This is a genomic window from Aestuariivirga sp. (genome assembly GCF_037139295.1).
GTDB lineage: Bacteria > Pseudomonadota > Alphaproteobacteria > Rhizobiales > Aestuariivirgaceae > Aestuariivirga.
Map to the genome: position 1 here is coordinate 59,730 of NZ_JBAXGR010000001.1, position 24,246 is coordinate 83,975.

At 64.2% G+C, this 24,246-nt stretch carries 24 protein-coding genes and 2 riboswitches; of the genes, 15 read left to right on the forward strand and 9 right to left on the reverse strand.

Going from position 1 to position 24,246, the window contains the following annotated elements:
* The first annotated feature begins 2 nt into the window (after window positions 1-2).
* Window positions 3-812 (forward strand): AIM24 family protein, encoded by an 810-nt coding sequence (locus WCJ41_RS00320; protein ID WP_336903814.1) that lies wholly within the window; start codon window positions 3-5, stop codon window positions 810-812.
* Window positions 813-820: 8 nt separating this feature from the next.
* Here the strand turns inward: WCJ41_RS00320 and WCJ41_RS00325 are convergent, their stop codons facing one another.
* Complete coding sequence (locus WCJ41_RS00325) at window positions 821-1,339, reverse strand: tetratricopeptide repeat protein (protein WP_336903815.1); 519 nt, start codon at window positions 1,337-1,339, stop codon at window positions 821-823.
* Between the two features lie 375 nt (window positions 1,340-1,714).
* Here WCJ41_RS00325 and WCJ41_RS00330 point away from each other — a divergent pair, with 375 nt between their 5' ends.
* From WCJ41_RS00330 to WCJ41_RS00350, 5 genes are all read left to right on the forward strand, one after another.
* Window positions 1,715-2,125, forward strand: a complete 411-nt coding sequence (locus WCJ41_RS00330; protein WP_336903816.1) for an AtpZ/AtpI family protein — start codon at window positions 1,715-1,717, stop codon at window positions 2,123-2,125.
* Window positions 2,126-2,127: 2 nt separating this feature from the next.
* Window positions 2,128-2,886, forward strand: a complete 759-nt coding sequence (locus tag WCJ41_RS00335) for a F0F1 ATP synthase subunit A (protein WP_336903817.1) — start codon at window positions 2,128-2,130, stop codon at window positions 2,884-2,886.
* 42 nt (window positions 2,887-2,928) lie between these two features.
* Window positions 2,929-3,156 (forward strand): F0F1 ATP synthase subunit C, encoded by a 228-nt coding sequence (locus tag WCJ41_RS00340; RefSeq protein WP_336903818.1) that lies wholly within the window; start codon window positions 2,929-2,931, stop codon window positions 3,154-3,156.
* Between the two features lie 75 nt (window positions 3,157-3,231).
* The gene (locus WCJ41_RS00345; protein ID WP_336903819.1) at window positions 3,232-3,843 is read left to right on the forward strand and encodes a F0F1 ATP synthase subunit B; all 612 of its coding nucleotides are present in this window, start codon (window positions 3,232-3,234) and stop codon (window positions 3,841-3,843) included.
* Between the two features lie 12 nt (window positions 3,844-3,855).
* Window positions 3,856-4,341 (forward strand): ATP F0F1 synthase subunit B, encoded by a 486-nt coding sequence (locus WCJ41_RS00350; RefSeq protein WP_336903820.1) that lies wholly within the window; start codon window positions 3,856-3,858, stop codon window positions 4,339-4,341.
* A 193-nt stretch (window positions 4,342-4,534) separates the two neighbouring features.
* Here WCJ41_RS00350 and WCJ41_RS00355 read toward each other — a convergent pair whose 3' ends face one another.
* The 6 genes from WCJ41_RS00355 to WCJ41_RS00380 form a co-directional block, all read right to left on the reverse strand.
* Window positions 4,535-5,437: a DUF1186 domain-containing protein gene (locus tag WCJ41_RS00355; RefSeq protein WP_336903821.1), complete on the reverse strand. Its 903-nt coding sequence runs from the start codon at window positions 5,435-5,437 to the stop codon at window positions 4,535-4,537.
* Window positions 5,438-5,613: 176 nt separating this feature from the next.
* On the reverse strand, window positions 5,614-8,517 hold the full coding sequence (gene gcvP, locus WCJ41_RS00360; RefSeq protein ID WP_336903822.1) for an aminomethyl-transferring glycine dehydrogenase: 2,904 nt from the start codon (window positions 8,515-8,517) through the stop codon (window positions 5,614-5,616).
* A gap of 4 nt (window positions 8,518-8,521) precedes the next feature.
* A complete protein-coding gene (gcvH, locus tag WCJ41_RS00365; protein ID WP_336903823.1) occupies window positions 8,522-8,890 on the reverse strand; it encodes a glycine cleavage system protein GcvH in 369 nt (122 codons plus the stop codon).
* 12 nt (window positions 8,891-8,902) lie between these two features.
* The gene (gene gcvT / locus WCJ41_RS00370) at window positions 8,903-10,021 is read right to left on the reverse strand and encodes a glycine cleavage system aminomethyltransferase GcvT (RefSeq protein WP_336903824.1); all 1,119 of its coding nucleotides are present in this window, start codon (window positions 10,019-10,021) and stop codon (window positions 8,903-8,905) included.
* A gap of 48 nt (window positions 10,022-10,069) precedes the next feature.
* Window positions 10,070-10,178, reverse strand: a riboswitch (glycine riboswitch).
* Window positions 10,179-10,267, reverse strand: a riboswitch (glycine riboswitch). It lies immediately after the preceding riboswitch.
* 55 nt (window positions 10,268-10,322) lie between these two features.
* Entirely contained in the window at window positions 10,323-11,435 is a 1,113-nt protein-coding gene (locus WCJ41_RS00375) for a cupin domain-containing protein (protein ID WP_336903825.1), read from the reverse strand.
* Window positions 11,435-12,070, reverse strand: coding sequence for a GPP34 family phosphoprotein (locus tag WCJ41_RS00380; RefSeq protein WP_336903826.1), 636 nt, complete (start codon window positions 12,068-12,070; stop codon window positions 11,435-11,437). The genes WCJ41_RS00375 and WCJ41_RS00380 overlap by 1 nt, the downstream gene beginning before the upstream one ends.
* A gap of 131 nt (window positions 12,071-12,201) precedes the next feature.
* Between WCJ41_RS00380 and ispH the strand changes: the two genes are divergently transcribed.
* On the forward strand, window positions 12,202-13,164 hold the full coding sequence (ispH, locus tag WCJ41_RS00385; protein ID WP_336903827.1) for a 4-hydroxy-3-methylbut-2-enyl diphosphate reductase: 963 nt from the start codon (window positions 12,202-12,204) through the stop codon (window positions 13,162-13,164).
* Window positions 13,165-13,166: 2 nt separating this feature from the next.
* On the forward strand, window positions 13,167-13,607 hold the full coding sequence (gene rnhA, locus WCJ41_RS00390; protein ID WP_336903908.1) for a ribonuclease HI: 441 nt from the start codon (window positions 13,167-13,169) through the stop codon (window positions 13,605-13,607).
* A 169-nt stretch (window positions 13,608-13,776) separates the two neighbouring features.
* On the opposite strand, the gene speB is transcribed toward rnhA, so the two are convergent.
* A complete protein-coding gene (gene speB / locus WCJ41_RS00395; RefSeq protein WP_336903828.1) occupies window positions 13,777-14,739 on the reverse strand; it encodes an agmatinase in 963 nt (320 codons plus the stop codon).
* A gap of 105 nt (window positions 14,740-14,844) precedes the next feature.
* On the opposite strand from speB, the gene WCJ41_RS00400 reads away from it, so the two are divergent.
* Complete coding sequence (locus WCJ41_RS00400) at window positions 14,845-15,939, forward strand: FAD-binding oxidoreductase (protein ID WP_336903829.1); 1,095 nt, start codon at window positions 14,845-14,847, stop codon at window positions 15,937-15,939.
* 91 nt (window positions 15,940-16,030) lie between these two features.
* Here WCJ41_RS00400 and WCJ41_RS00405 read toward each other — a convergent pair whose 3' ends face one another.
* Window positions 16,031-16,831, reverse strand: coding sequence for a phytanoyl-CoA dioxygenase family protein (locus WCJ41_RS00405; protein WP_336903830.1), 801 nt, complete (start codon window positions 16,829-16,831; stop codon window positions 16,031-16,033).
* A gap of 152 nt (window positions 16,832-16,983) precedes the next feature.
* Here WCJ41_RS00405 and WCJ41_RS00410 point away from each other — a divergent pair, with 152 nt between their 5' ends.
* The 6 genes from WCJ41_RS00410 (at window position 16,984) to WCJ41_RS00435 (ending at window position 24,150) form a co-directional block, all read left to right on the forward strand.
* Entirely contained in the window at window positions 16,984-18,588 is a 1,605-nt protein-coding gene (locus tag WCJ41_RS00410) for an ABC transporter substrate-binding protein (protein WP_336903831.1), read from the forward strand.
* A gap of 84 nt (window positions 18,589-18,672) precedes the next feature.
* The gene (locus WCJ41_RS00415; protein WP_336903832.1) at window positions 18,673-19,686 is read left to right on the forward strand and encodes an ABC transporter permease subunit; all 1,014 of its coding nucleotides are present in this window, start codon (window positions 18,673-18,675) and stop codon (window positions 19,684-19,686) included.
* Window positions 19,676-20,584 (forward strand): ABC transporter permease subunit, encoded by a 909-nt coding sequence (locus tag WCJ41_RS00420; protein ID WP_336903833.1) that lies wholly within the window; start codon window positions 19,676-19,678, stop codon window positions 20,582-20,584. Before WCJ41_RS00415 ends, WCJ41_RS00420 begins: the two co-directional genes overlap by 11 nt.
* Before the next feature lie 2 nt (window positions 20,585-20,586).
* Window positions 20,587-21,588, forward strand: a complete 1,002-nt coding sequence (locus WCJ41_RS00425) for an ABC transporter ATP-binding protein (protein ID WP_336903834.1) — start codon at window positions 20,587-20,589, stop codon at window positions 21,586-21,588.
* On the forward strand, window positions 21,585-22,571 hold the full coding sequence (locus WCJ41_RS00430; RefSeq protein ID WP_336903835.1) for a peptide ABC transporter ATP-binding protein: 987 nt from the start codon (window positions 21,585-21,587) through the stop codon (window positions 22,569-22,571). Before WCJ41_RS00425 ends, WCJ41_RS00430 begins: the two co-directional genes overlap by 4 nt.
* 1 nt (window position 22,572) lies before the next feature.
* The gene (locus tag WCJ41_RS00435; protein WP_336903836.1) at window positions 22,573-24,150 is read left to right on the forward strand and encodes a 5-guanidino-2-oxopentanoate decarboxylase; all 1,578 of its coding nucleotides are present in this window, start codon (window positions 22,573-22,575) and stop codon (window positions 24,148-24,150) included.
* Window positions 24,151-24,246 lie beyond the last annotated feature (96 nt).

The following is a 24,246-nucleotide window of genomic DNA, read 5'->3' on the forward strand; positions in this document are numbered from 1 at the left end:
CGATGGCAACATTCGAAATCCAGACGAGCCAGATGCAGCGCTGGGTGAAGATCACCATCGCCGGCGAGGCGGTGCGGGCCGAGGCGGGTGCGCTCAGCTACATGCGCGGCGACGTGCAGGTGGATACGCCGCTCCCATCAATCGGCAGCATGATCAAGTGCTCGATTTCCGACGAGCCGCTGATCCGGCCGCGCTATGTTGGCACCGGCGAGATCTACCTTGCCTCGAGCTTCGGCGGCTACCACAGCTTCGAGCTCGATGGCGTGCCGTGGATCCTCGAAAACGGCGCCTACTGGGCATCCGACAATTCCGTGAGGCTGGGGCTGCACCGCGAGCGCATGATGACGTCCTACTGGGCGGGCGAGGGCTTCATCGACTTCCAGACCAAGGTGAGTGGCGAGGGCCGCGTGGTCGTCAATGCCGACGGACCTGTCGAGGAGATCGACCTTGGCCGCGAGACGATTTCTGTCGAAGGCAAACTGGTGATCGCACGATCGGCGGACGTCAGCTACAGGGTGGTCCGGCCCACCCGCTCACTCGTGAGCCACTGGCTGTCCGGCGAGGACTATCTCCGCCAGTACCGTGGACCGGGCAAGGTGTTGCTGGTGTCGACGCCCTATGCGAAACGCCCGGACCCGAGCGACCTCGCTTACGCGATGCCGCTGCCGGACGGCAGAACACGCCCCGAGGACACGGCTCCGCCGGAACAGGCACCGTTGGCCGACGCGGCACAAAAGGCCGGCACCGACCTGGCGGAGGCAGTTCAGTCAGTGGCCGGTGATGTGGCGGATGAGGCCATCCATAAGCTTTGAGCGAGGGGCTACTGCCCCAGCTTCTGCTTCACTTCGGCGATCTTCTTCTGCACCGACTTGTTGTTGGGGGCGAGCTTGGCGGCTTCCTCGTAGCCGGCGAGCGCCTGCTTGAGGTCGCCCTTGGCTTCAAAAACGCGGGCGCGACCGTAATAGGCCTTGGCATAGTCAGGGGTCAGCGCGATGACGCGCGTGTAGTCCGCGATGGCGCTGTCATAATCCTTTATGCCCTCATAGGAGAAGGCGCGGTTGAAGTAGCTGTCGGCATAATCCGGCTTCAGCTTGATCGATGCGGTGTAATCCTCGACCGCGCGATCATGGTCGCCATGGTCGTCATAGGCATTGCCGCGGTTGAAGTAGGCAATGGCCAGCGCGTCGCTGTTCGTCTTGCCGCCGTCGATGAGCTGGCTGCAGCCCTTGATGATGATCATCGGCTCGTCGCTGTTGCAGTCGGCGACGGGGTCGGCAAAGCCCTGCGCGGGAAGGACCAGGAGGCTGGCGAGGGCAAGGGCAAGCGTGGTGACGCGCATCAATTCGAATCCTTTGTCGTGGGGCCGGTCAAGTCCGGCGGCTTATATCGCTTTCGCGGGAATGCCTTGCAATAATTCCAAGACCGGAAAATGGCAAAATACGGATTCGCGGCACTTGATCCCTGATCGCCCTGCCCGGAGGGCTCCCTGCCGCAGTGCGGAATTGGGCCCGCCAACGTGCGTTTCCACGGCGTTTGCGGGCCACTTGCGGCGCAAATCGACGCAGTCCGGTCCAGGGACAAATTTCTTATTTTTATCAATCACTTAAAAGCAAAATCCATTTCTTGACACATTTTGGGCCCGCAACTATGGTGCGCCCGCTTTGGAAGGGTAGAATTTCCGAGCGCGCCTGCCGTTTGTCTGGAGGTCTGTCACATGACGAAATCTGGCAAAAAGGGGCCGCAACAGGGTTCTTCCGATCCCGAGCTGGGCGACCTCTCGGCGCGACTCAAGGAGCTTTCCGGCCGCATCGCGGCAGAACGTTCGGAGCGGGCCGAAAGCGCGAAGCCGCCGACGAGCATGCAGAGCACCTCGGACTATGCGAGGGGCTACAAGCTGGTCAGCGAATTCGCCGCCGGAACACTGGTCGGCGGCCTGATCGGCTATGGCATCGACTGGTTGTTCGGCACGTTGCCCTTCGGCCTGATCATTTTCCTGCTCCTGGGATTTGGAGCCGGCTTCCTGAACCTGGCCCGCGCGGCCAACAGGGTGCCCCCTCCCCAGGAACGGCTGAATACGAACCCGCCGCCCAAAGCGGCCTTTGATGACGACGACGAAGAGGACTGACCTTGGCCAACCCCATCGATCCGATCCATCAGTTCCAGCTGCATGACCTTGCCGGTCCTTGGAACATTGCGGGCCATGAGATCAGCTTCACCAATTCGGCGCTGTTCATGGGCATCATCGTCGCATTCATCACGCTGTTCCTGCTGATCTCGGCCGCCCGCGGCGCGTTGGTGCCGGGCCGCCTCCAGTCGATCGGCGAGCTGTGGTACGAGTTCATCCACAACATGGTGAAGAGCGTGCTGGGGAACGAGGGCAAGGCCTTCTTCCCGCTGGTCTTCAGCCTGTTCTCCTTCGTGCTCGTGGCCAACATGCTCGGCATGTTCCCGTATTTCTTCACCGTGACGAGCCACGTGGTGGTGACAGCCACGCTCGCCGTGTTCGTGATCCTGCTGGTGATCGTCGTCGGCATCGCCAAGCACGGGCTCGGCTGGTTCAAGCTCTTCGTGCCGTCGGGCGTTCCCATGGTGATCCTGCCCTTCATCTCGGTGATCGAGGTGATCTCGTTCCTGTCGCGCCCGGTCAGCCTTGGCCTTCGTCTGTTCGGCAACATGCTGGCGGGCCACATCGTGCTGAAGGTGTTCGCGGGCTTCGTGGTGCTGCTGGCATCGATGGGCATCGGCGGCATCATCGGGTCCATCGCACCGCTCGGCATGGCGGTGGCGCTCACCGCTCTCGAATTCCTTGTCGCGTTCCTGCAGGCCTTCGTGTTTGCGATCCTGACCTGCGTCTACCTCAACGACGCACTGCATACCCATCACTAAGCCTTCACCATCAACATCCATACAAAACTCAAGGAGAGACCAATGGATCCGATCGCAGCTAAGTACATCGGCGCCGGCATTGCCTGCATCGGCATGGGTGGCGCCGGCATCGGCGTGGGCCACATCTTCGGCAACTTCCTGTCGGGTGCGCTCCGCAACCCCGCCGCTGCCGCTGCCCAGTTCACCAACGCGCTGATCGGCGCCGCTCTGGCCGAAGGCCTCGGCATCTTCTCGCTCGTCGTGGCGCTTCTCCTCCTGTTCGCCGTCTAATCACTTCACGGCTAACGATCGGAAGCCTAGCGGGCCTCAACATCCGCACAGGCTTCCCCTATTGAGGCTCAAGACATGTCGCAATCGACACTCGTCATCGCCCAGGCCACCACCACCGAAGCCCCTGCCCCGGCAGCGGCGGAGGAAGGTGCGGCCACGGCCACCACAGAGGGCACGGGGGCTGAAGGCGGCCACCACGGCGGCTTCCCGCCGATGGACGCGCATTCCTTCCCCTCCCAGATCTTCTGGCTGGTGATCTTCTTCGCGCTGCTCTACCTGCTGATGAGCAAGGTGGCGCTGCCGCGCATGGAAGCGGTGCTGAAGAACCGCCACAAGGCCATCGAGAGCGACCTCTCCAAGGCCTCGGCGCTGAAGCACGAGACCGAGGCGGCGATCCAGCACTACGAAAAGTCGCTGGCCGATGCCCGCGCCAATGCGCAGGGCATCGCCACCGAGACGCGCGCGAAGATCGCGGCCGAAATCGAGACCGAACGTTCGGCCCTCGAAAAGACCCTGTCGGTGAAGCTCGCCGAGGCTGACTCCCGCATCTCCGCCACCAAGGCGAAGGCGATGCAGGACGTGCATGAGGTTGCCGCCGAAACCGCCGCAGAGATCGTCTCGGCGCTGACGGGTGCACCCGTGAGCAAAGAACAGGCCGCCAAGGCCATTGCCGGTCTCAAGGGCTAAGGGAGAAGAACGATGCACTTTGACGCAACATTCTTCGCCCTGGTGGCGCTGATCATCTTCCTCGCGATCGCTGCCTATGCCGGCGCGTTCAAGAAGCTGGGTGCGGGTCTCGACAGCCGTGCGGACAGGATCCGCAAGGAACTCGAGCTCGCAACGCAGCTCCGCAAGGATGCTGAAGCGCTTCTCGCCGAATACAAGCAGAAGCGCCTCGACGCCGAGAAGGAGGCTGCCTCCATCATCTCCGCCGCCAAGTCGGATGCCGAGGAGTTCGCCACCGAGACGCGCCGCAAGCTGACCGAGTCGCTGGAGCGCCGCTCCCGCCAAGCCGAGCAGAAGATCGCCCAGGCCGAAGCCGCCGCGATCAAGGACGTGCGCAACGTCGCAACCGACCTCGCCATCGCCGCATCCCACCACCTTGCCGCGGAAGCGGCCAGGGGCTCCAAAGGCGCGGAGCTCATCTCGCAGTCGATCGGCGCGGTGAAGAACCGGCTGAATTGAGGGTTTCTCAGAACGGATCGAAGAGCCCGGCCGAGAGCCCGGGCTTTTTTATTTGTCGTCCGCCCCCACTCTCACCCGTCACCCCGGCGAAAGCCGGGGCCCAGTTTTGGGCATCGGCCACGCGGACAGCTGGTTCCCGGCCTTCGCCGGGAGGACGGCAATGCGGGGTGGGAAAGCGGCGGCGGAACTCACCTCAGGCGAGGCAGCACTTCTTGAATTTCTTGCCGGAACCGCAGGGGCACGGATCGTTTCGTCCCACGTGGCGGTTGGGGTTATAGGCGATGTCCGCCAAGTCCCACGGAAAGGCTGAGCCGCCGGCGCCGGACGCTTTGGCGCTGTTCTCTCTGATGTAGGCTTCCGAATAGCGATACCAGCGCGAGACGTCTTCGATGGCGTCGATCCGATGCGGATGGATGAAGCACCTGCCATACCAGCCGTCATCCGAGAGATCTCTTGGCCGGCCCTGATCGATGGCGTCGAAATCGTCCAGCGCGTAAATCGCTTCACGGCGCGGGACCGCGGCAATCACCGCGCGGGCTTCCGGCAGCCAATCGCCAACGCCCAGCATGGCGACGGCGGCGGCCCACTCGTTCGTCACCACCATGTGTGCGCCGGGTTCGAGCTGCGGCTTAATGCTGCCAATGAGGGCGATGGCGTCCTGCCGCTGTTCCGGCCGGTCAATGCCGATGCGCACGACGGCGGAGATCGCCTGGCTGCGCGCGAAGCTATAGGCTTTGGGATCGAGAATGATGTCGCGCAGCGGCGTCAGGTCGCTGTCCGCCACGTTTGTCAGCACGCGGTTTCCGATCTCCGTCAGGCAATCGCCCAGCAGCCCTTCCAAAACCTCCTCATCGAGGCGCAGAAATGCCGCGATCGGGCGGTAGCTGCGCGAGTCGCCCCACTGACCGAGAATCTCTAGCATCAGGCCATAGGCGTCGCGATAGGGCAGGCCCTCATAAGGCGTCTGCGCGGCCTGTTTGAATGCCTGCAGAAACACCGGCAACATCGCTTCCCGGTCGGCAAGCGCCGCCTGAATGGCTGCAAGCGGCGCGGTCCTGCTTGTTTGAAGGTCTTCCAGGACTTGGTTCGGCGTCATGGCCCCCGAATCCTTATCGGAGAAAGAGATTAGCGCAAACACTTCCGCGCAGAAACGGGTTTGCGTTCGGCGTCAACACCTCCTTCTGTCACCCCCGTGAAGGCTCGGCCCCGCTTCAGGCCTCCGCCAATCGGAAAGCGGGGTCCCGGCTTTCGCCGGGATGCCGGGCCTTTGCGCTACTCCGCCGCCTCCATGTAATTCGCCATGGGCGGGCAGGTGCAGACGAGGTTGCGGTCGCCGAACACGTTGTCGACGCGGGCCACCGGCGGCCAGTACTTGTCGTTGGGATAGCCCTTCAGCGGGAAGAAGGCCTTCTCCTTCGAGTAGGGGTGCTTCCAATCGCCCAGCAGCAGGCGGTGGGTGTGGGGCGCGTTCTTCAGCACGTTGTCGAGCCTGTCGGCTCTTCCCTCCTCCACCTCGGCGATCTCCTTCCTGATCTCGATCATCGCGTCGCAGAACCGGTCGAGCTCACGCTTGGATTCCGATTCCGTCGGCTCGATCATCAACGTGTCGGGGACGGGGAAGGACATGGTGGGCGCGTGGAAGCCATAGTCGACGAGGCGCTTGGCCACGTCTTCAACCGAAAGCCCCGTGCGCTCCTTCAGCCAGCGCAGGTCGATGATGCACTCATGCGCCACGAAGCCGCCGGGCCCCTTGTAGAGCACCGGGAAATGTGGATCGAGGCGCTTGGCCATGTAGTTGGCGTTGAGGATGGCCATCATCGTCGCCTTCTTCAGTCCCTCGCCGCCCATCATGGCGATATAGGTCCATGAGATCGGCAGGATCGAGGCCGAGCCCCAGGGGGCGGCCGAGACGGCACCCTGGCTCTGGTCCTTGCCCGCTGCGGGGTTCACACCCGTGACGACGCCATGGCCCGGCAGGAAGGGCGCCAGATGCGCCTTGACGCCGATCGGGCCAACGCCCGGCCCGCCGCCGCCATGCGGGATGCAGAAGGTCTTGTGCAGGTTCATGTGGCAGACGTCCGCGCCCAATTCAGCTGGCCTGACGAGGCCCACCTGCGCATTGAGGTTGGCGCCGTCGAGATAGACCTGCCCGCCATTGGCGTGCACCGTGTCGCAGATCTCCTTGATCGCCGTCTCGAACACGCCATGCGTGGACGGATAGGTGATCATGAGGGCCGCCAGATGGTCCTTGTGCTCGGTCGCCTTCTTCTTGAGGTCAGCCACGTCGACGTTGCCATGCTCGTCGCAGGCCACGACCACCACCTTCATGCCCGCCATGACGGCGGAAGCCGGATTGGTGCCATGCGCCGAGACGGGGATCAGGCACACGTCGCGCTGCGTATCACCCGCTGAGTCATGATAGCCGCGAATGGCGAGGAGGCCCGCATATTCGCCCTGGCTGCCGGCATTGGGCTGCAGCGACACGGCATCGAAGCCGGTGATCTCCGCCAGCATCTCCTCCAGCTCCTCGAAGAGCTGCTGGTAGCCCTGCGCCTGTTCCAGCGGTGCAAAGGGATGCAGCATCGAGAAGCTGCGCCAGGTGACGGGGATCATCTCCGTCGTGGCGTTGAGCTTCATGGTGCAGGAGCCGAGCGGAATCATCGCCTGGTCCAGCGCCACGTCCTTCACCTGCAGATGCCGCAGATAGCGCAGCATTTCGGTTTCCGAATGATACATCGAGAAAACGGGATGCGTGAGATAGCTCGAGGTGCGGCGCAGCGCCTCCGGGATCGTCTCCTTCACCCTGGCGTCGACCTCGTCGATCGAGATGCGCTCAAGCGCGTCGGTCTTGAATACGGTCAGGAGGCGTTCGAGTTCCTGCCGGCGGATCGACTGGTCGAACGAGATGCCGAGATGATCGGCATCGACGAAGCGCAGGTTGATGCGCTGTTCCTTGGCCTTGGCCCACAGCGCGTGGGCGCGGCCCGGCGCGTGGATCGTCACCGTGTCGAAGAAGCTCTTCGTCGTCACCTCATAGCCGAAGCCCGTCACCGCGGCGGCGAAAATCTCCGCCATGCGGTGGGTGCGTTCGGCCATTTTCCTTATGCCCTTGGGCCCGTTATAGACGGCGAACATGGCGGCGATGACCGCCAGCAGCACCTGCGCGGTGCAGATGTTGCTGGTCGCCTTCTCGCGGCGGATATGCTGCTCGCGCGTCTGCAGCGCCATGCGCAGCGCGCGGTGGCCCTCGGCATCGACCGAGACGCCGATGACGCGGCCCGGCATGGCGCGCTTGTATTCATCCTTGGTGGCGAAGAAGGCGGCATGTGGGCCGCCATAGCCCATGGGCACGCCGAAGCGCTGGGCGGAGCCGATGGCGATGTCCGCCCCAAGCTCGCCCGGCGGCGTGAGCAGCGCCAGCGCCAGCAGGTCGGTGGCCATGATGGCCAGCGCGCCGGCACCATGGAGCTTCGAGATCACGCCGCGCCAGTCGCGCACCTCGCCGGAGGAACCCGGATAGGAGAGCAGTGCCGCGAAGACTGTCTCCGGCTTCAGGTCCTTCATCGGGTCACCGATGATGACGTCATAGCCGAAGGCGCGCGCGCGGGTCTCGATCACGCCGATGGTCTGCGGGTGCGTGTCATGATCTATGAAGAAGGCATTGGCGGTGGTCTTCACCGCGCGCTTGGCCATGCTCATGGCCTCTGCCGCGGCGGTGCTCTCATCCAAGAGCGAGGCATTGGCGATCTCGAGGCCGGTCATGTCGATGATCATCTGCTGGAAGTTCAACAGTGCTTCGAGGCGGCCCTGGCTCACCTCCGCCTGGTAGGGCGTATAGGCGGTGTACCAGCCGGGGTTCTCCAGCACGTTGCGCAGGATGACCTTGGGCGTGACGGTGCCGTAGTAGCCCATGCCGATCATCGAGACGAAGACGTCGTTCCGCTCCGCCATGGCACGGAGATAGGACAGCGCCGTGCGCTCCGGCATGGCCTTCTTGAGTTCGAGGGGCCGCTTGGTGCGGATATTCTCCGGCACCACCTGGGCGATGAAGTCATCGAGCGATGTGGCGCCGAGGCTCTTCAGCATCTCGGCGGTGTCGGTGGAGTCGGGCCCGATGTGGCGGGCAATGAAGTTCGCGCCGGGTTCAAGCTCGGCGAATGTGGGGCGGGTGGCCATGATCTTATCCGTTCACCAGCTTGTCATAGGCGGGTTTGTCCATCAGCTCGTCGAGTTCGGCCGGGTTCGAGAGCTTCACCTTCATGAACCATGCGCCGCTCTCGGCATCGCGGTTGACGAGCGCCGGATCGCCTTCGAGTTCCTTGTTCACTTCGACGACCTCGCCCGAGACGGGCACATAGACCTCGCTCGCGGCCTTGACGCTTTCGACGACGGCGGCCTGCTCATGTGCGGCGACCTTCTTGCCGATCGCCGGAAGCTCGATGAAGACCACGTCACCCAGCTGCTCCTGGGCGTGGTTGGTGATGCCGATGGTGGCGATGCCGTTCTCGACGATCACCCACTCATGGTCCTTGCTGTACTTGGCAGTCATGTGGAGAGGCTCCTAGCGTTTGAAGCGGTTGGGAATGAAGGGAAGGGTGACGATTTCGGCGGGCAAGGGTTGCCCGCGCACGATGAGATTGATTTTCGTACCCGGTGCGGCGCTTGCGGTGTCGACATAGCCCATGGCAACGGGGCCGCCGACTGAGGGACCGAAGCCGCCGGAGGTGATCTTTCCGATCTCGCGGCCGGCAGCATCGGTGACAACCGTGCCATCACGCGCCGGAGCGCGGCCCTCGGGCTTGATGCCGACGCGCTTTCGCGCCGCGCCTTCAGCGAGTTCCTTCTGCACGCGGGCTGCACCGATGAAGCCGCCTTCGGTTCTCCGGCGCTTCTGGATCGACCACACGAGATCGGCCTCGACCGGCGAGATCGCCTCGTCGAGCTCATGGCCATAAAGGCAGAGCCCGCCTTCGAGGCGCAGCGAATCGCGCGCGCCCAGCCCCACCGGCTTCACCAGCGGGTCTGACAGCAGAAGATCCCACAGCTTCGAAGCATCGGCGCTGGACACCGAGATTTCGAAGCCGTCCTCGCCGGTGTAGCCCGAGCGCGAGACCCGGGCACTGATGCCGCCGATCTCGACGTCAGCGTAATGCATGAAGGCAATGTCCTTCACCGCGGGCGCCAGCTTCGCCAGCGCCTCCTCGCCCTTGGGGCCCTGCAGCGCGACAAGCGAGAGATCGTCACGCCGTGTGAGCTTCACGCCCTCGGCCAAATGCTTCTGCATCCAGCCGTAGTCATGTTCCTTGCGGCCGGCATTGACGACCACGTAGAGCGTTCCGTCCTTCACGTGGCGGGTGATCATCAGGTCATCCAGCGTGCCGCCCTCTTCGTTGAGGAACTGCGAATAGCGCTGCTGGTGGGGCTTCAGGCTCAGCACATCGGCGGGGACGAGCGCCTCCATGGCTTTTGCCACCGTCTCGAAGTCAGCGCCTTCAAGAAGGCACTGGCCCATGTGGGAGACATCGAAGAGGCCTGCGCTCTGGCGCGTCCAGTTGTGCTCGGCGATGATGCCTGCGGGGTATTGCACCGGCATGTCATAGCCTGCGAAGGGCACCATGCGGGCGCCCAGCTTCACGTGGTTCTCGTAAAGGGAAGTTCGGTGGGGAGCGCTGTCGCTCATCTCAATCGCGTCTCCGGACAAAGCGTGGCCAGACCCGGCGAAGCCGGATCTGCCCCCTCTGTACGAGACCTGAGAGATTTCACATCCGGGATGCGGATGCTTGCTCCTTCGGTGAGCGGGAACTGTCACAGACCCGCTACTCTCCAGAGTTCGACCTTACGCCCTGCCGGTCCTTTTGCCTGAGAGTTTCCGGGGCGGTTGCTCCTTCGGCGCCGGTTTGACCCGGTCTCTTCCGCACAGGGCGCTGTGCTGAACGGGGCGAGAGTAGGCCGATGGTCATTCAAGTCAAGCGCGCCTGACGTCAGAGCTGCTCTGTGGAAAATACACCGGGGAGCGATACTTCCAGCAGTTCAAGATCACCCGAGGCTGCGGAATAGCGGGTCTTGAACCCGGGCGGGATAGCGAAGGCATCACCCGTCGACAGTGTAAACGGTTCCATGCCCTCGCCCTCCAGAACCATGGTGCCCTTCATCACGAAGGTGAACAGGATGTCACCGTGGTGCACCGTCCAGCGCTTTTCCTGACCATCGGGCTTGGCCACCATGACGGAGGCCACCCCCTTGGTGTTGGCGTTGATGGTCGTATCCCGCGCCACGAAGCCGGGCAAGCGGAAGGGGCGGAATTCGCCCGTCGTGCCGACATTGTGGACGAAGCGCTGGCCCTGCCATTCGCGCTCTGGCCTGAGCTGTGACGTCGGCAGTGTGAGGACGTGGTCGATCTCGGTCACATGCTCGGCGGGAACGCCGATCTCGATCACCTCGATGCCGTCGCTGGCCTCGAGCACGCGGTGGCGGATTTCAGGGGGCTGGATGAAGCAGTCACCGGCATGCAGCCGGATCGGACCGCCCTGGTCTTCGTAGAGCACATCGACCCAGCCCTTGATGCAGAAGATGAGCTGGAAGCCCACCTTGTGGAAATGCACCATGTCCGGCACCGGGCCACCGTCGGGAATGCGGATGTGTGAGGCAATCATCGCGCCACCAAGGCGGGAGGGCACGAGGTCGCGGTAGAGCATCCCCGCCCGGCCGATGACCCAGGGTGCCTGGTCGGCGAGCCGCCGCACCACGAAGGCGTGCTCGGTTATGGGCAGCACCAGCGGCGGGTTCAGTTCGTCGATCTCCACCCTTGAGCCGTTGGGCGCGGTGAGGATGCGCTGGCCGCCGGCGAATCCGTCCGGGTCCTCGGTGAGAATCCGGATGGTGCCGGGGGGTTCGGCGGCGCCCTTCTCGATCCGCAGCCTGAGGCCATGGCCTGACAGCACGGCGACTTCCGGGTTGTCGGCCGGGTAAATCATGTCCAGCCGCATCTTCAGGACCTTGGTGAAGAAGGCCAGGTCGTCGCGGAGTTCCTGGGTGGGCAGGCGGATTTCGGCGCGGGTCTCGGTCATCTTGTCAGGCAGGAGCACGGCGGCCATCACGACCGCGCGATGTCACGCTCATAGAGATAGAGATAGCGCCGCACCGTCTGGCCGATCAGCTCCGTCTTGGAGAAGGCCTCGAGCCGGTCCAGCGCCTTGCGCGAATCCTCGGGCGGGATGACGCGGTCCATCATGTCGCAGGTCTTGGCCAGCGTCATGATGCAGACATCGCGCGGTTCCGGCATCGCCGTGCCGAGCAGCACCGCGCCGAGCGCCTCCTTCAGCCCCGCGAGGCTCGCGCGGTCCTGCAGGGCGAATGACGTCTGCGGTTTGCGGAACAGCGACTTGCGCTCGGATTGTTCCAGCACGCCGCGGGCCACGAGGCCATTGAGCGCGGCCTCGCGCACCTGTGCCCCCATCGGCACGAGCTTCTCGACGAAGCGCTCGACGTTCGAGGGGGCTCCCGCCGCCGACATGGCGCTCAGCACGGGGTCGAGTGCGGCATCGCCGGTCACCGCAGGGTCGACCACCCAGACGCGGTCAAGGTCACTGTCGATGCGCCCGGCCAACGCCAATTCCATGAGGGCTGCCCCCGCAAAGGCGGCGCTGTTATAGGCCTCCGGAAGCTTGAGAAACTCCCCGGTTTCCGTGTCGAGCGTGAGGAGCAGGAACTGCTCCGGTACCGTCATCATCTGTGCTTGCCCTGCCCCGCAGTCATGATGACGTTCTATACCGCGATCCTGACCACGGGCAACAGGTCGCGACACCGCAAATCCGTGGCCCTGGGTTGACAACGCGCGGCTCCCCCCGCATCTCTTGGGCCATGAGCAAGCCGCCTCTCAAAATCCTTCTTGCCGCCCCCCGCGGATTCTGCGCCGGGGTGGTGCGGGCGATCGACATCGTGGAGCGGGCGCTGGCCATCTATGGGGCCCCCGTCTATGTCCGCCACGAGATCGTGCACAACAAGTTCGTGGTCGATGACCTGAAGGCCAAGGGCGCCATCTTCGTGGACGAGCTGGATGACATCCCCGATGACGACCGGCCGGTGGTGTTCTCCGCCCATGGCGTGCCCAAGTCGGTACCCGCCGCGGCAACCGCGCGCCACATGTTCCAGCTCGACGCCACCTGTCCCCTCGTCACCAAGGTGCACATGGAGGCGCAGCGGCATCATGCGGAAGGCTTCGAGATCATCCTCATCGGCCACAAGGGCCACCCGGAGGTGATCGGCACCATGGGGCAGCTGCCGCAAGGTGCCGTGGTCCTCATCGAGACGCCGGAAGACGTGGGCCAGCTCACGGTGAAGGACCCCGCGAAGCTCGCCTATATCACCCAGACCACGCTGTCGGTGGACGACACCAGGGACGTGATCGCGGCACTGCAGGCACGGTTCCCGTCGATCAAGGGGCCCTACAAGGAGGACATCTGCTACGCCACCACCAACCGGCAGGAGGCGGTGAAAGTGATCGCACCTCAGGTGGAGCTGCTCCTCGTGGTGGGTGCTCCCAACTCGTCGAACTCGCGCCGTCTCGTGGAAGTTGGCGAGCGCAACGGCACGCCGCGCTCCATGCTGGTGCAGCGCGCCGCCGAGCTCGACTGGTCGACACTCAAAGGACTGTCCACGGTGGGCATCACGGCGGGCGCCTCGGCGCCTGAGCTGCTGGTGAACGAGATCATCGATGCCTTCCGCGCGCATTATGAGGTGAGCGTGGAGCAGGTGACGCTCCGGGAGGAGAACGTCTCCTTCAAGCTGCCGCGTGAGCTGCGCGAGGTTCCGGCCACTCCATGACGATGAACAAGGTGATCGTGCATACGGACGGGGCCTGCTCCGGCAATCCGGGCCCCGGCGGCTGGGGCGCCATTCTCGACTACAATGGCACGCGCAAGGAGCTTTCGGGCGGCGAGGCCGATACCACCAACAACCGCATGGAGCTGATGGGTTCGATCTCGGCGCTGGAAGCGCTGAAGCGGCCCTGCGAGGTGGAGATGCATGTCGATTCCAGCTACGTGAAGGACGGCATCACCAAGTGGATCCACGGCTGGAAGAAGAACGGCTGGAAGACCGCCGACAAGAAGCCCGTCAAGAACGCCGAGTTGTGGCAGCGACTGGACGATGCGCTGAAGCTGCACAAGGTGTCATGGCACTGGGTGAAGGGCCACGCCGGCCATGACGACAACGAACGCGCCGATGAGCTCGCCCGCGAGGGCATGGCGCCGTTCAAGAGACGGTAATTCTTGTCCTCTCCCGCAAGGCGGGAGAGGAAGGGGACCCAACGAAGTTGGGGAAGGTGAGGGGCAGCGGGCTCAGAACCACGTGCAACGCGAGAGTTCCCTCATCTCCCCGTTGCGCACCGCAACGGGTCCCTTCTTCTCCCGCTGGAGAAGCGGGAGAAGACGCTTCCTACGTCCTGCACTTCGCCACATCCTCCGCCATCGGGCAGAGGATTTCGAACATCATGGTCACACCGGCATGCGCGGTGACGCCTGACGGGTCGAAGGGCGGTGACACTTCGACGACGTCGCCGCCGACGATGTGCAGGCCCCTCATCTCGCGCAGCATCTGCTGGGCCTGGAAGGTGGTGAAGCCGCCGATTTCCGGCGTGCCGGTGCCGGGCGCATAGGCCGGGTCGAGGCAGTCGATATCGAAGCTCACATAGGTGGGGCCGTCGCCGACGATGCGGCGGGCCTCTTCCATCACCGCCTTGGGGCCCTTCTCCATCGCCTCCTCGATGCGGATGAAACGCACGCCCATCTTCTCGCCCCACTCGAAATCATCGAGGTCATACATCGAGCCGCGCAGCCCGATCTGGATGGTGCGCTTGGGGTCCAGCACGCCTTCCTCGATGGCGCGGCGGAAGGGCGTGCCGTGGGTGTATTTGAAGCCGCCGAAATAGCCGTCATAGAGATCGGTGTGAGCATCGAAATGGATCATTCCGACGGGCTGCGTCTCGCCCACCGCGCGCAGCACGGGCAGCGAGCAGAGATGGTCGCCACCCGCCGACAGCGGGCGGATGCCCTTGGCGACGAGCTTCTTGAAATAGGTCTCCACCCGCTTCAACCCGTCCATCACGTCCGCCGGGTTCACCGGGCAATCGCCGAGGTCGGCGATATTTGCGAGCTTCGAGGGCACCACATGCGAGATCTGGTGCATGGGGCGCACCATGGACGACATGTCGCGCATCTGGCGGGGGCCATGGCGCGGGCCCGGGCGGTTCGTCGTGCCGCCATCCCATGGGATGCCCACGAGGCCGATGTCGATGCCCCTGGCATCTTCCAGCAACACATGTGGCATGCGCATGAAGGTGGCGATTGCACCGAAGCGCGGGGTGACCAGCCCGGACAGGGGCTTGTTGAATTCATCCATGGTGATTGACCTCAATATCCGATTGGCACGGCTTTTATCATGGCTGGCATGATGGAACGGCGGGGCATTCTTGCGCAAGGGCCAGAGCCCCGCTTAAGTGGGTCCATGAGCAAGGATTTCGACATCATCGTCATTGGCGCCGGCATTGCCGGCGCTTCCGTTGCGGCCCACCTCGCCGCGAACCGCCGCGTCGCCATCTGCGAGATGGAGGACCGGCCCGGCTACCACACCACCGGCCGCTCGGCTGCCATGTATGAGCCGAACTATGGTTCGCCCCCGATGCTGGCGCTGACGCGCGCCGCAGGTGCAGAATTCTGGGCAGGCGGCTTCCTCGAGAAGCGCGACACCATGTTCTTCGCACCGCCCGAACAGGGGGAACAGTTCCAGCACCTCATGGGCTTCCAGAAGGGCATGCGCGAGATTTCCGTGGCGGAGGCCCGGCAACGCTTTCCGTTCTTGCGTGACGGTTACGCCGCGCATGCGGTGCTGGACGAGGGCACGGCCGACATCGACGTCGATGCTTTGCACCAGCATTACCTGAAGCTGTTCCGCCAGCGTGGTGGTGAAGTGCACTGCGACCACGCGGTGCAGGGGCTGGAGAAGAACGGGCAGTGGACCGTGCGCACCAGGGGCGAAACATTCCGTGCACCGATCATCGTCGATGCGGCCGGCGCCTGGGGCGACGTGGTGGCGCAGATGGCGGGGCGCAAGCCCATCGGCCTGCAGCCCAAGCGCCGCTCCATGGCCGTGGTGCCCGGCCCCGAGGGCGAGGACTTCATGAAATGGCCGATGGTCGGCGACGTGGGAGAGACCTGGTACTGCAAGCCGCAGTCCGGCAAGCTTCTCATTTCACCCGCCGAGGCGACCCCCGTCGACCCGCATGATGCCTATGCCGACGACATGACGCTGGCCGAAGGCATCGCGCGCTTCAGCGAGGCGGTGAACTACGAGGTCACCCGCGTCGAACGCACGTGGGGCGGGCTCCGCTCCTTCGCGCCGGATGGCTGCCCGGTGGTGGGCTATGACGCACAGGACGACGGCTTCTTCTGGCTGATCGGCCAGGGCGGCTATGGGATCCAGTCCTCCCCTGCCCTGTCACGCCTTGCCGCAGCGCTGGTGCGCGGAGATGCTCCGCCCACGGACATCATGGACGAGGGCCTGGTACTGGCGGAGATTTCGCCGCGACGGTTTGCCCAATAATTCCGTCACCCCGGCGAAGGCCGGGGCCCCGCTTTGCCTCAGCATGTGTTGAAAGAAAGCGGTGTCCCGGCCTTCGCCGGGATGACGTGGGTCAGGATGCCAGCAGCGGGAACTCCGGCGCGTCCATCACCGCACCATGGGCGAGCGTCACGCCCCTGAAGGGCGGCGAGGTGTTGATGCCCTCGCGGCGCGCAAAGCGCACATTGTCGCCCATCAGGCGCAGCGAGAAGGCGCGGCGCTGCTCGACCTTGCTGTTGTTGGCGGGCGCACCATGCAGTGTCAGGTAGTTGAAGGCCACCGCATCGCCCGGCTCCAGCGCCCAGCCGAGCACGTTGAACGTGTCACGATTGCCGTCGATGTCCGGCACCGGCTCCAGACCGTCGTTCTCGTTCAGCGCCGTCTTGTTGAAGCGCTCGGGGCGGTAGTACTTTCCGGACTTGTGCGAGCCCGCGACGAATTCCAGCGTGCGCTCGCGCGGAACGCTGTCGAGCGGGATCCACAGTGACACGGTGTCGGTGCCGTCGACGCAGTAATAGGGCTGGTCCTGGTGCCAGGGGGTGGGAACGTCGGCACCCGGCTCCTTCACCAGCACATGCTCGTGGAACAGGCGCACCGTGCTGGTGCCCATCAGCTCGCGGCCCACTGCGGCGGCCTTCGAATTGAAGATGAAGTCCCGGTATTCAGGGATCCGGTCCCAGTTGCAGTAGTCGCCGACGAAGCGGCCCGCCCCATCCTTGCCCTGGTAAATCTTCACATCCGCCGAGGGCTCGGCCAGGTTGCGATCAACGCCTTTCCGCAACGTCTCCACCCAGGGTGTGAAGACCCCGCGCAGCACGCAGGCGCCGTCACGGCGGAAGGCTTCGATGGTTTCGGGGGAAACGCGGCTCGGCATGGCGGAACTCCTTGGGATCAGGGCATTCTGCCAGCCCGGACGGGCGGCGTAAACCGTTCCGCAATTTGCCTCTTTTGATCGAGGCCATTTTTCGTGCTTAAGTGCAAATACGCCCCCCGGAGGGCGGGTAAAAAGACGACAGGGAGTTATACATGAAATTCCACAAACTGCTGGGCGCAGCCCTGCTCGCGTCGAGCATGCTGGTGGCCGGTGCCGCCAATGCGAAGACGCTGGTTTACTGCTCGGAAGGTTCGCCCGAGAACTTCACCCCCTCGATCAACACCACCGGCACCACCTTCGATGCCGCCCGCCCCGTCTATAACCGCCTTGTGCAGTTCACGCCCGGCACCACGCAGGTGGAACCAGCCCTGGCCGAAAGCTGGACCGTCTCGCCCGACGGCCTGACCATCACCTTCAAGCTGCGCCCCGGCATCAAGTTCCATTCGGGCGTGAACGGCTTCACCCCCACCCGCGACCTCAACGCCGAGGACGTGATCTGGTCCTTCGACCGCCAGTGGAAGCCGGACCATCCCTATGCCAAGGTCTCGGCCGGCTCCTATGATTACTTCAACGACATGGGCATGCCCGACCTGCTGGAGTCGATCACCAAGGGTGACGACGACCTGACGGTTGTGATCAAGCTCAAGAAGCCGAATGCCCCGATCATCGCCAACCTGGCGATGGACTTCGCGGCCATTCACTCGGCCGAATACGCCAAGTTCCTGATGGACAAGGGCACGCCGGAACAGTTCGACCAGATCCCGGTCGGCACCGGTTCGTTCTCCTTCGTCGACTACCAGAAGGACGCGGTCATCCGCTTCAAGGCCTTCGCCGACGGCTGGGCCGGCAAGCCCAAGATCGACGATCTCGTCTACGCCATCACCCCCGATGCGACGGCTCGCTATGCCAAGCTGAAGGCCGGCGAATGCCAGGTCATGATCGCGCCGAACCCGGCCGACCTTCCTGACATGAAGGCCAACGCGGACATCAACGTCCTCGAGCAGGCTGGCCTCAACATCGGCTACTACGCGATGAACAACATGAAGCCGCCCTTCGACAAGAAGGAAGTGCGCGAAGCCTTCGCCATGGCGATCGACCGCGATGCGATCATCAAGGAGGTCTATCAGGGTGCCGGCCAGAAGGCCAAGAACCTGATCCCGCCGACCATGTGGTCGTATGACGACTCCACCAAGGACGTCGAATACAACCCCGAAAAGGCCAAGAAGATGCTGGAAGACGCCGGCGTCAAGGACCTGAAGATCGACATCTGGTGGATGCCGGTGCAGCGCCCCTACAACCCCAACGCCAAGCGCATGGCGGAAATGATCCAGGCCGACCTCGCGAAGATCGGCGTGGAATCGACCCTCGTGTCCTATGAGTGGGGCGAGTACCGCAAGCGCATGCAGGCCGGTGAACACATGACCGGCATGCTCGGCTGGACGGGTGACAATGGCGATCCGGACAACTTCTTTGCCGTTCTCCTCGGCTGCAACGCCGAAGGCAAGCCCAACGGCAACAACATTCCGAAGTGGTGCAACGCCAAGTTCAAGGAAGTGGTGGACAAGGCTGCGGAGATTACCGATCAGGCCGAGCGCACCAAGCTCTACCAGGAAGCGCAGAAGATCCAGGCGGAGGAAATGCCGCAGGTGAACATTGCGCATTCCACGGTGTTCGAGCCGATCAGCAAGAAGGTGACGGGCTACAAGGTGAGCCCGCTCGGCAGCCACGAATTCCAGAACGTGGACATCGCCGAGTAAGCTGACACACCCGCCCTTCTCCCGGCCAGACCGGGGGAAGGGCTTTTTCGATCCGGCGGCAGCCTGCCGCCTTCACGGGTTCACATGATCCGGTTTTTCCTCAAGCGCCTGGCGCTGACCATCCCGACCTTCATCGCACTCATGTTCATCACCTTCGTGATGCTTCGGCTGGTGCCGGGAGACCCCATCGAGGTGCGCCGCGGCGAACGCGGCATCTCGCCCGAACGGCTGGCGCAGCTGCGCCATGACATGGGCCTCGACCAGCCGCTGTGGAAGCAGTTCCTCGATTATGCGAACGCGCTGCTGCATGGCGATTTCGGCACCTCCATCGTGTCCAAGTCGCCTGTGCTCCATGAATTCCTGACGCTGTTTCCGGCCACGCTGGAACTCACCATCACCGCCATGATCTTCGCCATCGTGCTGGGGATACCCGCCGGTGTCATCGCCGCCTCGCGCCGCGGCGGCGTCTATGACCAGACGCTGATGGGCCTTGCACTCACCGGTTATTCCATGCCGATCTTCTGGTGGGGCCTGATCCTGGTGCTCGTCATGTCCAACACGCTGCACCTGACGCCCGTGTCGGGCCGCGTCGACCTCATCAAGTTCTATTACCAGCCGGTGACCGGCTTCATGCTGATCGACTCGATCCTGTCAGGCCAGAAGGGCGCCTTCATGGATGCGGTGCGCCACCTCATCCTGCCGATGATCGTGCTGGGCACCGTGCCGCTCGCCGTCATCGCGCGCATGACGCGTTCGTCCATGCTGGAAGTGCTGGAAGAGGATTACGTGCGCACGGCCCGCGCCAAGGGCCTGTCCTGGACGCGCATCGTGGGCGTTCATGCGCTGCGCAATGCACTGATCCCCGTTGTCACCGTTATCGGGTTGCAGGTGGGCGGATTGCTGGCCGGCGCGGTGCTGACAGAAACCATCTTCTCGTGGCCGGGCGTCGGCAAGTGGCTGATCGAGTCGATCAACCGCCGCGACTATCCGGCCCTGCAAGGCGGCATCATGCTGATCGCCACCATCGTCATTCTCGTCAACCTGTTCATCGACATGCTCTATGGCCTCATCAACCCGAGGATCCGCCATGCCAAGTGACGCGAGCCTTGCCCCCACCGCAACAGCACCGGCCCCGCCCGGACCCTTGCGCGCCTTCTGGCGCGCCTTCCGCGAGAACCGGGGCGCGGTGCTGGGGCTTGCGGTGGTCAGCTTCATCCTGTTCGTCGCCATCTTCGCCAATGTGCTGGCGCCCTACAGCCCCATCGAGCAGTTCCGCGGCTTCTCCAAGCTGCCGCCCTTCTGGGTGGAGGGGAGCGACCCGAAGTTCCTGCTCGGCACCGATGCCGTGGGCCGCGACATGCTCTCGCGCCTCATGTATGGCGCGCGCGTCTCGCTGTTCATCGGCCTCTCCGTCATGGTCGTGTCGATGGTGGTGGGCGTGGCGCTGGGCCTTGCCGCCGCCTTCTTCGGCGGCATCGTCGACGTGATCATCATCCGCGTGATGGACCTGATCATGGCCATCCCCTCGCTGGTGCTGGCCATTCTCATCATCGCCATCATCGGACCCAACCTCACCAACACCATCGTGGCGGTCACCATCGTGGGCCTGCCGCGCTATGTGCGCCTCGTGCGCGCCTCGGCCTTGACCGAACTCACCAAGGACTATGTGACGGCGGCCAAGGTTTCGGGCGTCGGCAAGTTCCGGCTGATGACGAAGACGGTGCTGCCGAACTGCCTGGCACCCCTCATCGTGCAGGCCGCACTCGGCCTGTCGGATGCCATCCTCGAAGCGGCGGGCCTCGGCTTCTTAGGCCTCGGCGCGCAGCCGCCCACGCCGGAATGGGGCTCCATGCTGGCCGACACGCGCGACCTGATGCTGTCGCACCCCTGGGTCATGGCCTTCCCGGGCCTTGCCATTCTCGTCACCGTGCTGGCCATCAACCTCATGGGCGATGGCCTGCGCGACGCGCTCGACCCGCGGCTGAGGAGGAGCTGAGCATGTCGGGTAAGAATGGGGCGCTGCTCGAAATCGAGAACCTCACGGTCGAGTTCAAGACCGGCTCCGGCTACTTTCGCGCCGTCGATGGCGTGACCATCAAAGTCGACAAGGGCGAGGTGCTGGCCATCGTCGGCGAGTCCGGCTCCGGCAAGTCCGTGTCCATGCTGGCCGTCATGGGCCTGCTGCCGTGGACCGCGAAGGTAACGGCCGACAAGATGCTCTTCGAGGGAATCGATATTCTGGGGATGTCCGCCAATGAGCGGCGCAGGATCATCGGCAAGGATATTGCCATGATCTTCCAGGAGCCGATGTCGAGCCTCAACCCCTGCTTCACCGTAGGCTTCCAGATCATGGAGGCGCTGAAGGAGCACCTCGACCTCGACAAGGCGCAGCGCAAGGCGCGCGCCATCGAACTCCTGGGCCTCGTCGGCATCCCGTCTCCCGAACAGCGGCTGAAGGCCTATCCGCACCAGCTGTCGGGCGGCATGAGCCAGCGCGTGATGATCGCCATGGCGATTGCCTGCAGCCCCAAGCTCCTCATTGCGGACGAACCCACCACCGCACTCGACGTCACCATCCAGGCGCAGATCCTCGAGTTGCTCGTCAGGCTGCAGCGGGAGACGGGCATGGGCCTCGTGCTCATCACCCATTCCATGGGCGTGGTGGCGGAAACCGCCGAGCGCGTGTCGGTGCAATATGCCGGACAGAAGGTGGAGGAGCAGGTGGTGAAGAACCTGTTCCGCGATCCGCACCACCCCTACACCGCCGCCTTGCTCTCGGCCCTGCCCGAGCGCGCCAGGGGACGCAAGCTGCCCTCGATCCCCGGCGTGGTGCCCGGCCAGTTCGACCGGCCCGCCGGCTGCCTGTTCGCGCCGCGCTGCCAGCTTGCCACCGAGCTGTGCCGCACCACAAAGCCGCCGCGGATCGATGGCGCGCTGTGCCACTATCCGCTGCATGACGGCGTTCCGCAGAACCACCCCGGAAAGGAGAAGGCGGCATGAGCATCGTCGTCACCGCCCGCGACCTCGCCCGCTACTACTCCGTTTCGCGTGGTGCCTTTTCCGGCCAGGCCACGCTGAAGGCGCTTGATGGCGCGAGCTTCACCATCGCGCGCGGCAAGACGCTGGCCGTGGTTGGAGAATCCGGCTGCGGCAAGTCAACCCTCGCCCGTCTCATCACCATGATCGAATTGCCCACCTCGGGTTCGCTGAACATCGGCGGGCAGGAAATCGTTGGCGCAACGCCGGCCCAGCTGAAGGCGCTGCGCGCCCGCGTGCAGATCGTGTTCCAGAACCCCTATGGCTCGCTCAATCCGCGCCAGAAGATCGGCCACGCGCTGGAGGAGCCCCTCCTCGTCAACACCTCCATGGCATCGAAGGAGCGCACCGAAAAGGCGCGCGAGATGATGGCCAGCGTTGGCCTCAGGCCGGAACACTATGACCGCTACCCGCACATGTTTTCGGGTGGCCAGCGCCAGCGCATTGCCATCGCGCGCGCACTGATGCTGGACCCCGAACTCCTCGTGCTCGACGAGCCTGTCTCGGCACTCGACGTTTCCATCCAGGCGCAGGTGCTGAACCTGCTGGCCGACCTGCAGGACCGGCACAACCTCGCCTACCTGTTCATCAGCCATGACCTGTCGGTGGTGCGCCACATCGCGGATGACGTGATGGTGATGTACCTCGGCCGCGCAGTGGAACAGGGCACACGCGACGCGATCTTCAACGCACCCCAGCACCCCTATACCAAGGCGCTCCTCTCAGCCACGCCGCAGCCAGACCCCGAGCGCAAGCGTGAGCGCATCGTGCTGACGGGTGAGCTACCGTCGCCACTGAGCCCGCCATCGGGCTGCACCTTCCACCCGCGCTGCCCGTGGAACTTCGAACCCTGCGCCCGCGTCAATCCCCACCTGCTTGCGCATGACGGAAGCCTTGTGGCATGCCATGCGGTGAACCCACCCGAGCCTTCAACGAAAGCAGCCTGACATGTCGAAACGCGCAGAACTCTCGACCGGCGAAGCCCTCGTCGGCCTCCTCGAAGCCTATGGCGTCGATACCATTTTCGGTATTCCGGGCGTCCATAACGTCGAGATGTATCGCGCGCTGCCGCGTTCCAAGATCAAGCATGTGCTGGTCCGCCACGAACAGGGTGCTGGCTTCATGGCGGACGGCTATGCGCGGGCCACGGGAAAGCCCGGCGTGTGCTTCACCATCACCGGGCCGGGCCTCACCAACATTCTCACACCGCTGGGCCAGGCGTGGTCCGACTCGAGCAACGTGCTGGTCATTTCCTCGGCACTCGACATCCGCGATTCGGCGCAGGGGCGCGGGCGCCTGCATGAGATGATCGATCAGCGCGGCGCTGCCGCGGCGGTGACGGCGCTCAACTTCCGCTGCTATACGCCGAAGGACGTGCGCGATGCGGTGGCCTCCGCCTTCGCGCATTTTGCCAGTGCGCGGCCACGGCCCGTCTACATCGAAGTGCCGCTCGACCTGCTGAAGGAACCCGCTGGTGACGGCTGGAGCCCGCGTGCCGTGCCGCAACGCCCCTCCCCCAATGCCGGGCAGATCGCTGCCGCTATCGCCAAGCTCAATGACGCAAAGAAGCCGCTGATCGTGCTGGGCGGCGGCGCGCTTGGGGCAGGCAAGGCCGCCGTCAAGATTGCCGAGAAGCTGAAGGCGCCGATCATCACCACGACGGCCGGCAAGGGTGCTGTTCCCACCAACCACCCGCTGTGCCTTGGCCAGATCCTCGCCCGCGAGGGCTTCTGGACGCTGGTGGCGGAGTCTGATGCCATCCTGTGCGTCGGATCGGAGCTTTCCGAGACCGACCACTGGAACGACTCCATGGCGATCGAGAAGAACCTGATCCGCATCGACCTCGACCCCGCCGTGATGGCGCGCCCGCACACCGCCGAAATCGCCATCCTCGGCGACGCGCGCGAGGCGCTGGAACTGATCGCCACGGGCGTGACGGAGAAGAAAGGCAAGGCCGAGGCTAGCTTCGACATGGGCGAGCCCGATGCGCTGCGCGCCATGCTCACCGAAGTGCTGGAGGTGATCCGCAAGGAACTGCCGGAAGGCACCGTCATCGCCTCCGACATGACGCAGATCGCCTATGCCGCGAACGAGGTGTTTCCCGTCAGCATGCCGCGCACGTGGCTGCACCCCGTTGGCTTCGGCACGCTGGGCTTCGGCCTGCCTGTCGGCATCGGCGCCAAGTTCGGCGTGGGTGACCGGCCCGTTGCCGTGCTGATCGGCGATTATGGCATCCAGTATACCATCAACGAGTTGGGCACGGCGGCAGAGCACAAGCTGCCCATCGTGATTCTGATGTGGAACAACAATGCGCTGGGCGAGATCCGCGACGACATGGTGAGGAAGGGCATCCAGCCCAACGCCGTGACGCTGATGAACCCGGATTACCAGATGCTCGCCAAGGCCTATGGCCTCAATGCCGAACAGCCGAAGGACCTGAAGGCGCTGGCCGCAGCCATTCGCACCGCGCTCAAAGCCGAGGGCCCGACGCTGATCGAGATGACGCCGCGCATGGTGGCGGGATAGGTCAATCCTAGTTGAAGAAATTAGTCCTTGACAGCGCGCGCTCGATGTGCTAGAAAGGTGCATACTCCAGATTTGGGTCTTGCGACCCTCCAGCTT